The sequence below is a fragment of the Mariniphaga sp. genome (genome assembly GCF_041687215.1).
Taxonomy (GTDB): Bacteria; Bacteroidota; Bacteroidia; order Bacteroidales; family Prolixibacteraceae; genus Mariniphaga.
Window position 1 is genome coordinate 1 of the sequence record NZ_JAWLCI010000097.1, and the last position, 11372, is coordinate 11372.

Annotated in this window: 13 protein-coding genes and 1 tRNA gene; 4 read left to right on the forward strand and 10 right to left on the reverse strand. The window is 40.5% G+C overall.

Going from position 1 to position 11372, the window contains the following annotated elements; translation table 11 throughout:
* The first annotated feature begins 432 nt into the window (after positions 1–432).
* Positions 433–1143 carry a DUF6261 family protein gene (locus tag ACESMA_RS20490; RefSeq protein ID WP_372950745.1) on the forward strand — a complete coding sequence of 237 codons (711 nt, stop codon included), beginning with the start codon at positions 433–435 and terminating at the stop codon, positions 1141–1143.
* 268 nt (positions 1144–1411) lie between these two features.
* Here ACESMA_RS20490 and ACESMA_RS20495 read toward each other — a convergent pair whose 3' ends face one another.
* The 10 genes from ACESMA_RS20495 to ACESMA_RS20540 form a co-directional block, all read right to left on the reverse strand.
* Positions 1412–2590 (reverse strand): sensor histidine kinase, encoded by a 1179-nt coding sequence (locus ACESMA_RS20495; RefSeq protein WP_372950746.1) that lies wholly within the window; start codon positions 2588–2590, stop codon positions 1412–1414.
* A gap of 3 nt (positions 2591–2593) precedes the next feature.
* The gene (locus tag ACESMA_RS20500) at positions 2594–3055 is read right to left on the reverse strand and encodes a hypothetical protein (protein ID WP_372950747.1); all 462 of its coding nucleotides are present in this window, start codon (positions 3053–3055) and stop codon (positions 2594–2596) included.
* A complete protein-coding gene (locus ACESMA_RS20505) occupies positions 3045–3683 on the reverse strand; it encodes a B12-binding domain-containing protein (RefSeq protein WP_372950748.1) in 639 nt (212 codons plus the stop codon). Before ACESMA_RS20505 ends, ACESMA_RS20500 begins: the two co-directional genes overlap by 11 nt.
* 68 nt (positions 3684–3751) lie before the next feature.
* Positions 3752–4171, reverse strand: coding sequence for an acyl-CoA thioesterase (locus ACESMA_RS20510; protein ID WP_372950749.1), 420 nt, complete (start codon positions 4169–4171; stop codon positions 3752–3754).
* Complete coding sequence (locus ACESMA_RS20515; RefSeq protein WP_372950750.1) at positions 4168–5211, reverse strand: glycosyltransferase family 2 protein; 1044 nt, start codon at positions 5209–5211, stop codon at positions 4168–4170. The genes ACESMA_RS20510 and ACESMA_RS20515 overlap by 4 nt, the downstream gene beginning before the upstream one ends.
* A gap of 1 nt (position 5212) precedes the next feature.
* Positions 5213–5692, reverse strand: coding sequence for a hypothetical protein (locus tag ACESMA_RS20520; protein WP_372950751.1), 480 nt, complete (start codon positions 5690–5692; stop codon positions 5213–5215).
* Between the two features lie 88 nt (positions 5693–5780).
* Positions 5781–6590: an inositol monophosphatase family protein gene (locus tag ACESMA_RS20525; RefSeq protein ID WP_372950752.1), complete on the reverse strand. Its 810-nt coding sequence runs from the start codon at positions 6588–6590 to the stop codon at positions 5781–5783.
* A 10-nt stretch (positions 6591–6600) separates the two neighbouring features.
* The gene (locus ACESMA_RS20530; protein WP_372950753.1) at positions 6601–6765 is read right to left on the reverse strand and encodes a hypothetical protein; all 165 of its coding nucleotides are present in this window, start codon (positions 6763–6765) and stop codon (positions 6601–6603) included.
* An 80-nt stretch (positions 6766–6845) separates the two neighbouring features.
* Positions 6846–8147 carry a tRNA (N(6)-L-threonylcarbamoyladenosine(37)-C(2))-methylthiotransferase MtaB gene (gene mtaB / locus ACESMA_RS20535; RefSeq protein ID WP_372950754.1) on the reverse strand — a complete coding sequence of 434 codons (1302 nt, stop codon included), beginning with the start codon at positions 8145–8147 and terminating at the stop codon, positions 6846–6848.
* Between the two features lie 58 nt (positions 8148–8205).
* Positions 8206–9540, reverse strand: a complete 1335-nt coding sequence (locus ACESMA_RS20540) for a PhoH family protein (RefSeq protein ID WP_372950755.1) — start codon at positions 9538–9540, stop codon at positions 8206–8208.
* Positions 9541–9649: 109 nt separating this feature from the next.
* On the opposite strand from ACESMA_RS20540, the gene ACESMA_RS20545 reads away from it, so the two are divergent.
* From ACESMA_RS20545 to ACESMA_RS20555, 3 genes are all read left to right on the forward strand, one after another.
* Complete coding sequence (locus ACESMA_RS20545; protein WP_372950756.1) at positions 9650–10945, forward strand: bifunctional folylpolyglutamate synthase/dihydrofolate synthase; 1296 nt, start codon at positions 9650–9652, stop codon at positions 10943–10945.
* A gap of 81 nt (positions 10946–11026) precedes the next feature.
* Positions 11027–11101, forward strand: a tRNA-Val gene (locus ACESMA_RS20550).
* Positions 11102–11146: 45 nt separating this feature from the next.
* Positions 11147–11305 (forward strand): GIY-YIG nuclease family protein, encoded by a 159-nt coding sequence (locus tag ACESMA_RS20555; protein ID WP_372950757.1) that lies wholly within the window; start codon positions 11147–11149, stop codon positions 11303–11305.
* The last annotated feature ends 67 nt before the right edge of the window (positions 11306–11372 follow it).

The window sequence follows — 11372 nt, forward strand, 5'->3', positions numbered from 1 at the left end:
TGGTTTTTAGCGGTTGAAAAGTAAGCATAAATTTATATTTTTCAAATAAAAAAGAGGCCGTTATTATTTAATGAAGGCTTCCTCGGATGAAAAGAAGGCTTTAATCATTTAATGAGGGCTTTCCCCGGGCGAAAAGGAAAGCTTAATTATTTAATGAAAGCTTGCCCTGGAAGAAAAGGGAGCAATAGTCTTTTAATGAAGGCTTGCCCCGGAAGGAAAGGGTTTATTCATCATTTAATGAAGGGTTCACCCGGGGACGAATGCGAGGTAGCGAATGATTTATTGAAGTAAAAAAAAAGTTGGCCGTATTTGACAAAACCAATTTTTTTATTATGTTTATGCCTGTTAAATGCCAAGTCTCCTGAAACTTACAACATGTAACCCGTAGCAGGATGCTTAATGGTAACCTTTATTAACATTAAAAATAAAACAATGCAAAAATTAATGACAAACAGCCGCATTACAGAAACTGATGCCGTGGCGGCACGTATCGGCGGGGCGTATGAGAAATCGGGCCCTGAAAGCGATACCCGGCTGAATGAGATGATTACCGACCTTATGGAGAAAAGGGCGCGCCTGCTGGAGGCCATTAAACGCGCAAAGGCGGAATCGGACCTCGAAGAAAAAGACGAAGTGCGCGACAACGGCCTCCGGTCGCTTGTTTATCTGGTGCAGGGATTTACCCATCACCCCGACCCGGTGGTGAAAGCCGCAGCAGTGAAGGTGGATGATGTGCTCGACCGATACGGGTTGTCGGTAACCGAGGAAAGTTACTCAACCGAATCGGCGCTGATTAATTCGTTGCTTACCGATTTGGCAAAACCCAATATGCAGGAATCTGTGGCTGCACTTTCGGGATGTGCCGAACTGATTGCCGCGCTTCGTACTGCACAGGATGCCTTCGAACAGGCACGCATCGCCTACGAAGCAGAAAAAGCTCAGGAAGGCACCGAAGCGAATGCCTCAACCCTGAAAAAGGAAGTGACCGACGTTATTAACAACCAGCTTGTAGTGTACCTCAATGCCATGATGCTGGTGGATGACGCCGCCTATGGCGCGTTTGGCCGTACCGTGGCCGAAATTATTGATGAAAACAACGAAATGGTGAAAAGACGCCGTAAAAAACCGGAACCGGCAGAATAATCCCTGAATACGAAAAAAGGCAGTGGTTACGGGTGCTGTCTTTTTTGCCCTCCCTTCGCCTTGGCATGCTGTAAAAATGGCCATTCGATAAGAAACCGCGCGAATGCTTCCCTGTTTTTCGGTGAAAGGCGCGATGGACGCATGGTTACACGATTGATGAACAGCCCTGTTTGCTGCGCCGGGGCACACAACTTGCCCTTCACGTTCAGTTACCGGAATGCCCGTTGTATAAATATTGGGGCGATATAATAAATGAAAAAGCCAGGGACTATTCAGAAACTTCAGTTTTGTCAGGAATGGTAAATGAGATTGTTGTTCCTTTATTTACCTGGCTTTCAGCCCAGATTTTTCCACCATGCAATTCAACAAATTCTTTGCAAAGGGCCAGACCCAGCCCGCTTCCCTTTTCGTTTTCAGTTCCTCTTAACGATTCATTGAACTCGTTTAAAAACAGTTTTTCAGCAACTTCCTTCTGCATTCCCACACCGTTGTCGGAAACTGCTATTTCAAGAGCGTTATTGATTTTTCGCACTGAAATTTTGATTTTACCCTCGCGGGGAGTGAATTTTATGGCATTGGAAACCAGGTTTCGCAAAATACTGGTGAGCATATTTTTGTCGGCATTCCATTTCAGACTTTTTGGAATACGGCTTTCAATGGCAATATTTTTCTGAACAGCCTGCTCTTTTAAAATGTTCAGCATTTCCTTAAAAACATTGTTGATTAAAATCAGTTCGGGTTTGAACCGGGTGACTTCACGCTGAAGGGAAGCCCATTCAAGTAAATTTATTAAAAGGGTATATGTGCTTAAAGATGAATTGTATATGTGATTTGTGTATTTTTTAATATCATCGTTTGTAAGATCATGAATATTCTCTTTTAAAATTTCTGCAAATCCAAGAATACTGCTGAAAGGGCTTCTTAAATCGTGTGCAATAACTGAAAAGAACTTATCTTTTTGCCGGTTTGTTCTTGTTAATTCCTGGTTTGTTTCATCCAACTGGTGCAATATGTTTTCCAGATTCTTTTTCTCGGTGATTAATTGGCGTTGCAAGTTATTGATTTCCCGGTTTAGCACATGCAATGTTTTGTTTTGTTCCTGAAGTTTTTCAAAATCCTCCCTGGCCAAAATCAGAATTTGGTTCTCTTTCCTGTAAATTAGGGCAGGCAATGAAATATTTAATTCAGAGTAGTCACCAATGGTAAGAAATCCTTCAAAAACAGGTTCTTTTTCTTTTGGTGGAAGCTGACAAATTTTGTGGAGATCAGGATTTAAAAGCCTTTTTATTGGATTGTCGCCAAGCAATCTGCCCATCGGTTTATTGGCGAACAGCAATTTTCCATCGGTTGCAAAAACAGCTATGTTTAAATAGTCAGTATCTACAACGGCGTGAATAATTTCAGGCTCCCAGTATTCAATAATTTTATTTTTCAGGCTTGCATCCATAGTTCAATGTCCGGAAAGTCCCGGGTCTGTTTTTTCCTTCGATAGTTTTTCAAACAACGGAATATTAACCTGCATCCATTCATACAGCGGAATAACCTGCCGGAATGATTCCGGGGTGAGTTCATCTTTTAAAATTTGAAACCATGTATTTAACTGCGCCGCCCAGTAACTGCCCGAAAACCCATGATTTTGATAAGCCTTGAAAACCCAAAGCACTGTATCGACCAACACTTCAGCATTTGGATTTTTCAGAATAGAATGGATAAACCGGACATGGTTGGCATGATTGTCCTTCATCATTTCCAGGTTATTTTCACCAATTAACTCTTTCAAATCGGGGCGAATGCTCATTTGCTTGTTTATAACAGCAACCAAAAAATCAGATTTTTCACGGTACTCCTCAACGGCATTTTTTTCTGCCACAGGAATTTTTGCTGCACTATCAATCAGAAATTTATAGTTCATTTTCATTTTGATTTATAAAGTTTTCAATTGCATTTAAGTCTGGAAGATAAGTCACATTATTATAGTTCGATAAAATTTCTTGTCCGCCCCTCATAAACGCTTGTCCTCCAATAAGAATCGTAAGTTGTGGAAATTCAGACCTGATTCTGTCAAGGGTTGATTCCAACGTAGGCAGGTGAAAATAGATGCTGAGCGAAATGGCAACAATCTGAGGTTTTACCATTTGAATATAATTCATAAGATCATTTTTCGGTGTGTTCGCGCCTAAAAAATATACTTTCCATCCATTCAATTCAAAAACATCGGAAACCATGCGGGCGCCAATCTGGTGATGTTCATTTTCGAGGCAGGTTACAATTGCCGTTTTTTCTGATTTTTTAGATGAATTTTGTTTTAAGTAAATTTCGTTGAGGAGCGATTCTACAATGGCCGAAGCCAAATGCTCGGTTGCCACACTTATTTTATTTTCTTCCCAAAGTTCGCCTATTTTATAAAGAGCAGGTTTCAGAATTTCCTCATAAATTTCTTTTAACGGAACCGATTTGTTCATCATTTCAGAAACAATTTCTGAACTCGTTCTATGGTCTCCGGCAAGCAGGGGATTTAATATTGGATTATCTGTTCTCATTTTAACGAATTGGGTAAATATACGAATTGCAACCTTAAATTTTGTTTGAACAAACAGCGAAATTACATTTATTCTAAAATCATAAATTTCTCAAAAGCACGCCGGTATTCTTCAGTAAGCCTTGCCGGACGCATGGTTTTGCGGTTGATAAACAATCCTTTTTGTTGGGCAACGGCGCAAACCTCTGTTTTTTCATTCAGAAACCGAAAATTCATGATGGCCGAGGCATTGTTCAGTTTCGAAATCCAGATTTCCACAGTTACCGTGTTGTTCAGAAAAAGAGGTTTTTTATATTTTATTGAAGTTTCGGTTAATACCGGTACAATCCCGTCAGAAACCGCAAGATCAAACGCCGGTAATCCAATAGCTTCCAGAAGCCTTACACGACCGTTTTCAAGCCACTGAATGTAAATAATATTGTTTACATGGCCCACAAAATCAATTTGATAGGTGTAAATTTTTTCTTCAAAGATAAGTTTTTGTTTCATTTTTCAGGATTAAAATTCAGGTCTGAAAATTTACGTTTTTTCTGAATGAAAAATTTCCACATGATGCTGCCCCGGTAAATTTCGGTTTGCTTTTTTACTGTGGTTAATTTCAGCAGCTTTTTTCTTTTTTTGATGAGTTTTCCCAGGTTCCGGTAAAACGATGCATGTGCTTTCAGAACGGCCCAAAAACTGTAAAAATGAAAACCCAGCAAAAATTTCAGGGCTGCCACACCATCTAAAATCATGCGTGCAAAAAAGATTCGCGTAAACTGGTTTCGGGGCAGGTTTTTAAACAACATAAACAAGTTGTTTCTGAAATTCAGATATACCTTTTTCGGACTGTTGTATGACAAAGTTCCGCCTCCCAGATGAAATACAACACTTACGGGCTGGTAGGCAATTTTGTACCCCTGGTTTTTTAAGCGCCAGCAAAGGTCAATCTCCTCCATGTGCGCCCAGAAATCGCCATCGAAACCATTCGCTTTTTTAAATGATTCGGCTTTTATAAACAGGCATGCGCCACTTGCCCAGAAGATTGGAGTGGGAGAGTTGTATTGACCCAAATCTGGTTCCATGCGGTTCAAAATCCGGCCCCGGCAAAACGGGTAACCAAACAGATCGATAAAACCACCTGCTGCTCCGGCATATTCAAACTGATGCGGTTTTTCGTAGCTCAGTATTTTGGGCTGAACAGCCGCCAGATTCTTATCTGCTTTCAACATCGAAATGCATGGTTCAAGCCAGTTTGGGGTAACCTCAACATCAGAATTTAGCAGCACCAAATAATCTGCATTCACTTGCTTCAAAGCCTGATTATATCCTTCGGCGAACCCGTAATTTTTTTCCAGTTCGATAATTTTTACCGAGGGAAATTTTTCTTTAAGAAATGCGGTTGAATGGTCCGTTGAACCATTGTCGGCAACATAAATTTCTGTTCCCGGTTCAGTTGAATTTCGGATGACTGATGGTAAAAATTTCGGAAACAGTTTCTCTCCGTTCCAACTGAGAATTACAATGGCAATTTTATGGTTTTCAGCCATACTATTGTGAGGTAAGAAGTTTGGAGATTAAAATTGCCAGATTTTCTTTGGGAAGGTTCTGCAGGATTTCTGATAACTTTTCTATTTTTTCCTGTTCGTCAGAATTTAAAAGGATATCGATTTCTTTCACTTGTTTTCCGGTGAGTTCATCTTCCAGTAATTCCCTTATTTTTTGTTGTTCCTTTTTTTCCTGCGGAAGTCCAAGGCTTTCCAACTCGGTAATTAAGGCTTCCAAAATTTCTTTAGCCTGAATTCTGACCGGATCTTTGTCTTTGGCCGAACCGCCTGCATACGTGTCGCGCAAACTCCAGCTCGAGTAATCGTAGTGCAGATTTTGAATCATTTTCAATTTTGGACTTTCTTTTCCAAAAATACGTTCCAGAAATATTTCAGTCCGGTTTTTCCATGCCTCCAAATCGAATTTTTTTTCGTCGAGGCGGGCAATCTGCTCTTTCAGCAAGGCAATTTCTTTTTCGGCCATTGGAATTATTGTTTTGATGCAATTTACAAATTAACGCAGAATAGCTGAAAAATTCATTTAAAAATGAACCGAATCGAAAGAAAATAAATCAGGAATGCCCCAGATGTTTGTGAATAATGAAATAAAAGGAATCGAAAATTGACTGACTGGCCGCCACCATTTCGCCACCGTAAAGCCAGCTTTCACCTCCGTTAAAATCGCATACTTTTCCACCGGCTTGTCTTAAAATCAATACACCGGCTGCCACATCCCAGGCATGCAGGGCGTGTTCAAAAAAGCCGTCGAAACGTCCGCAGGCAACGTAGGCCAAATCAACTGCTGCTGAACCAAAACGCCTCAATCCACGGGTGTGTTGCATCAGTTCTTTCATGGCGTTGTTGTAATCATCCACCCGTTCAAAGGCATAGTACGGAAAACCGGTTCCAATAAGTGTATCGGCCAGGTTTTTTGCAGAAGACACTCTGATTTCTTTTCCGTTTAAATAAGCCGGACTGTCTTTCCATGCATAAAACATTTCATCCTGGCCGATTTCGTAAACCACGCCAACCACCAGTTCTTCATTTTCCATCAGTGCAATGCTGACAGAATGCGGTGCAATGCCGTGAATGTAATTGGTTGTGCCGTCCAGCGGATCAATTATCCATTTATATTTTTCTCCGGAATGCGATGCAGTGCCCTCTTCAGTAATAAATCCGCTGTTGGGAATAAGTTTTTTCAGGGCTTCCACAATCCGCGCTTCGGCAGTTTTATCCACATAAGTTACCAGGCTGGCCACACTTTTCAGTTCCACATCTTTTTCCGAAACTTTTTCACGTTCATTTCGGATGAAGCTACCGGTTTCCCGTGCAATTTTCTGAACTTGCTGGCAAATGGACTGGTAGTTGTTAATTTTTATCATGGTTAAAAAATTAAACCAAAGCTTGCTTCCTTTTTTTTATTTTTTCAATGGTGTTTTGAGTTTTTTTTAAAATGTACTCAATTCTTTCATCCACAGGTACTTTCTCTAATTTGCGAAAAGCTTTTTCTTTCCATTCCCAAACTTCGATTTGTGCTTTAGAAATATTCGTTTTCATAATCCATTAATTCTAAAGATGTTATTATTCTGAATATATTTTTATACAAATATATCAAAGTAAATTATTTCGAACTTATATTAATCCAGTTTTATCGCCACATGCCCGTTTGCAAGTATCGACTGTAACTCCACTTCCTGCAATTCGTTAATTAATTCTTTTTGAAATGGTGTTTCCACTTTGATGTAATTTTCGGTAAAACCGTTCATGTTTTCCCCGTTTTTTTGTAATTCGAACAAGACGGTTTGTTTTGTTCCCAGATGTTTTTCGTAAAACGCCCTCAGTTTTTTTTCTGAAAGGTTGATATACATTTGGGTGCGGCGTTTTCGATCTTCCACGTCCACTTTCCACGGTATTTTCAGCGCCTGCGTGCCGCTTCGTTCTGAGTAGGTAAAGGCATGCAACTGTGAAATTTCCAGTCCGTTAATAAAATCGTACGAATCCTGAAAAAGTTTTTCAGTTTCGCCGTTTGTTCCTGCAATCACATCTACACCAATAAAAGCATGGGGCACCAGTTCCCTGATTTTATGAATGCGTTTGGCAAATAATCCGGTGGAATATTTTCGTTTCATCAGCGACAACACCTCGTCGGATCCTGCCTGTAGTGGAATGTGAAAATGTGGCATAATTACTTTTGAGCCAGCCACCAGTTCAATGATTTCGTCTTTCAAAAGGTTCGGTTCAATGGAACCCAGTCTGAGTCGATGCAAACCTTCCACGTTTTCCAGTGCTTTCAGCAAATCAAGAAAATTCTCATCGGTACTTTTCCCGTAATCGCCAATGTTTACACCGGTGAGCACAACTTCTTTGTATCCTTTTTCAACCGCTTTTCGGGCTTCTTTCACTGTATTTTCTATGGTATCGTTACGGCTTTTACCGCGCGCGTACGGAATAGTACAAAACGAACAGTAATAGTCGCAACCATCTTGAATTTTCAGAAAACTGCGGGTACGGTCGCCCCACGAAAAGGCTTTGTGGTAGCTTTTTATGTCGGCCAGGCGAGTTGTTTTTATCTCGGTAGTTTTTCGTTTTTCGAGGTTGCCCAAATATGCAGGAATGTGAAATTTTTCCTGTGTTCCCAAAACCATATCCACGCCTTCAATGTGCCCCACTTCGTCGGGTTTGAGCTGCGAATAACAACCGACCACTATTACCATGGCGTTTGGATTTTTTTTAACAGCCTGCCTTATAATGTTTCTGCTGGCTTTATCGCCCTGATTGGTTACCGAGCAGGTGTTGATAACATACACATCGGCTTTTTCTTCAAAACCAACACGTTCGAAACCTACTTCCTTAAAAGCCCCGGCTATGGTGGATGTTTCAGAAAAATTGAGTTTACATCCCAGTGTATAAAAAGCAGCCTTTTTCCCTTTGTAATCCATTTAAAATGATTCTAAATAAACTGCAAAAATAGAAAAAAGCTGCTGAAGAAGAAATGGGTCACAACAGGTTGCTTGCCAGTTCGGCAAGATAACTGCGTTCGCCTTTTACCAGGTTAATGTGAGCAAAAAGGTCCTGGTTCCGCATCCGGTCTGTCAAAAAGGCCAGACCATTTGATTTCATATCTAGGTAGGGTGAATCAATCTGCTGCAAATCGCCGGTGAATACCATTTTGGTACCCTCTCCGGCACGTGTAATAATGGTTTTTATTTCGTGTGGCGTTAAATTTTGTGCTTCGTCAATAATAAAAAACGAATTGGATAAGCTTCGTCCGCGAATATAAGCCAGCGGAGTAATCACCAGTTTTTCTTCTTTTTGTAGTTCCTCAATTTTAAGGTATTCCTGGCTTCTGGGATTAAAAGCGTGTTTTATTACCGAAAGATTATCAAATAAAGGCTGCATGTATGGGCTTATTTTTTCAGACGCATCGCCCGGAAGGTAACCCAGGTCACGGTTGCTAAGCGCCACAATTGGCCGGGCAAGAAGAATCTGGTCGAAAGATTTATGCAATTCGATGGCCGCCGCCAGAGCAAGCAATGTTTTTCCTGTTCCTGCTTTTCCGGTAAGGGCAACCAGTTGAATGTCAGGATCCATTAATACATTCAGACTGAAAGTTTGCTCTGCATTACGTGGTTTAATTCCATATGCCGGCTTTTTTTCTACCCGTAAAACACGGTTGTTTTTGGGTTCAAACCGTGCCAAAACACTCGAACTGTTTCCTTTCAGAATAAAACATTCATTTGCCTCGGGTTGAAAATCCAGTTTCAGCTTATCTTCCTGCAACGATCCCTGTTCATAAAGCATGGCAATCAGGTTGTCGTCGAAGTTTTCAAATGTTTTCAGGGTTTTATCCAGAACGTTTTCGTCGGTCACCTGGTCGGTTTTGTAATCTTCAGCCGGAATTCCCAACGATTTGGCCTTCATGCGCAAATTAATATCCTTACTAACCAGAATGGTTTTCCTGGTTGAATACGTTTTGGTGGTGTATTCTGCAATGGCAAGAATCCGGTGGTCAGGAATGTCTTCTCTAAACGATTCTTTCAGAGCTCCTGAAAATGGTTTGCCGGTTTCAATGCGCAGTTTCCCTTTTCCTTTACCAAGCGATTTTCCCCCGTTGAAGAGTTCATCGCCAACAATTTCGTCGAGTACACGCACAAATTCGCGGGCCTGGTAATTAATTAAATCGTTACCTCTTTTAAATTTATCCAGTTCCTCCAGCACGGTTATTGGAAGGATAATATCATTATCCTGAAACTGGTAAATACAGGTGTGGTCGTGTAAAATTACATTCGTGTCCAAAATGAAGATTTTACTTTTGCTGGTTTTGCTTAACATGGTTGTATTTTTGAATTTCCGAAAAGTAGATAAATTAATGAGATATATTCAGGGGTATTTCATTTTTTAATAAACTTGCAGTGGTTAATAAATATTATATTTTTTAAAATTGGATTATTCAGATACGCTTGAATTTTTGTTTTCCAGGTTGCCAATGTATCAGCGGATTGGCCCGGCTGCATATAAAGATAACCTGGACAATACGGTTTTGCTGGATGATTTCTACGGCAATCCGCACCGCAATTTCAAAACCATACATGTGGCGGGTACCAACGGAAAAGGCTCGGTTTCGCATATGCTGGCTGCCGTTTTTCAGGCTGCCGGATTTAAAACCGGACTTTATACTTCTCCGCACTTAAAAGATTTCAGGGAAAGAATCAGAATAAACGGCGAAATGATTTCTACCGATGAAGTTGTTAATTGGGTGGAAAATTATCGTATTAACAACGATTTGTGGAATATTGAACCTTCATTTTTTGAACTTACAGTTGCTATGGCTTTCGACTATTTTGCACAAAAGGAAGTTGAAGTAGCTGTTGTTGAAGTAGGTTTGGGAGGCCGGCTCGATTCCACCAACATTATTACTCCAGAGGTAAGTATAATTACTAATATCGGGCTGGATCACACCGCTTTGCTGGGAGATTCGCTGGAGAAAATTGCCATAGAAAAAGCAGGAATTATAAAAGCAGGGATTCCGGTTGTTATTGGCTCTACTCAAATTGAAACCAAAAATGTATTTGAAGAAGTTGCAGCATTAAAGCTTGCTCCTGTGTTTTTTGCTGATCAGGAATATTCAGTTGTTTATGGATTAACTGATTTGGATGGAAATCAGGTGCTTTCGGTAAATAAAAACGGTGAAAAATTGTACCCACAGGTTAAACTGGATTTAAAGGGGATGTACCAGCAATTAAATTTACCTGCGGTGCTTAAAACCGTTGAATTGTTGCGCGATATGGGTTGGGAAATTTCTGAAGAAGATTTGTTGCGCGGCCTGGCCAGTGCCAAAAAAATGACGGGATTGATGGGCCGCTGGCAGGTGTTGGGTTACAATCCGCTGTTGGTGTGCGATACTGCACATAATGCCGAAGGGATGAAAGAAGTTGTATTACAAATAAATCAAACTCCCTTTGAAAAACTACACATTGTTTTGGGGTTGGTCAGGGATAAAGACCCTGAAAAATTGCTGGGAATATTGCCTTCTGATGCCGAATATTATTTTACAAAAGCTGACATTCCGCGTGCCATGGAAGAGAAGGAACTGGCAAAAGTTGCCGCTGAATTTGGATTAACCGGATCAATATACTCCTCAGTTTCAAAAGCTTTTGATGTTGCCCGCAGCAGAGCCGGAAAAAACGATATGGTTTTTGTTGGAGGAAGCACTTTTGTGGTAGCAGAAATATTATAAAATATTTTTGCAGAACTGAAAATAGGTTTTATATTTGCAGCGCCTTTTCGGAAAGTAAGGCAAGTTCTTAAGAAAAACAAAGGGAGCTTAGCTCAGCTGGTTCAGAGCACCTGGTTTACACCCAGGGGGTCACTGGTTCGAATCCAGTAGTTCCCACAAAAGGTCATCAGTTAAAAATTGATGGCCTTTATTTTTTAAAACATGTATTACTGCTATATTTTATACTCTCAGAAGCTTGATAAATTCTATATCGGTTCAACAGGTGACCTTTCCGGAAGGTTAAGTCGTCATAATTCTGCGCATAAAGGATTTACTGCAACAGGAAGACCGGCTCAGTTTAACTTTTTGTGGAGTATTTAACTTCAAGCATATATTTTAGCAACTCTAAACAGGAAAAATTCAATATCAACCACACCTCTTTGAGTAG

Coding starts and splice junctions, on each gene's coding strand:
- ACESMA_RS20490 (WP_372950745.1), top strand. CDS start 433: ATGCAAAAATTAATGACAAACAGCCGCATTACAGAAACTGATGCCGTG.
- ACESMA_RS20495 (WP_372950746.1), bottom strand. CDS start 2,590: ATGGATGCAAGCCTGAAAAATAAAATTATTGAATACTGGGAGCCTGAA.
- ACESMA_RS20500 (WP_372950747.1), bottom strand. CDS start 3,055: ATGAACTATAAATTTCTGATTGATAGTGCAGCAAAAATTCCTGTGGCA.
- ACESMA_RS20505 (WP_372950748.1), bottom strand. CDS start 3,683: ATGAGAACAGATAATCCAATATTAAATCCCCTGCTTGCCGGAGACCAT.
- ACESMA_RS20510 (WP_372950749.1), bottom strand. CDS start 4,171: ATGAAACAAAAACTTATCTTTGAAGAAAAAATTTACACCTATCAAATT.
- ACESMA_RS20515 (WP_372950750.1), bottom strand. CDS start 5,211: ATGGCTGAAAACCATAAAATTGCCATTGTAATTCTCAGTTGGAACGGA.
- ACESMA_RS20520 (WP_372950751.1), bottom strand. CDS start 5,692: ATGGCCGAAAAAGAAATTGCCTTGCTGAAAGAGCAGATTGCCCGCCTC.
- ACESMA_RS20525 (WP_372950752.1), bottom strand. CDS start 6,590: ATGATAAAAATTAACAACTACCAGTCCATTTGCCAGCAAGTTCAGAAA.
- ACESMA_RS20530 (WP_372950753.1), bottom strand. CDS start 6,765: ATGAAAACGAATATTTCTAAAGCACAAATCGAAGTTTGGGAATGGAAA.
- mtaB (WP_372950754.1), bottom strand. CDS start 8,147: ATGGATTACAAAGGGAAAAAGGCTGCTTTTTATACACTGGGATGTAAA.
- ACESMA_RS20540 (WP_372950755.1), bottom strand. CDS start 9,540: ATGTTAAGCAAAACCAGCAAAAGTAAAATCTTCATTTTGGACACGAAT.
- ACESMA_RS20555 (WP_372950757.1), top strand. CDS start 11,147: ATGTATTACTGCTATATTTTATACTCTCAGAAGCTTGATAAATTCTAT.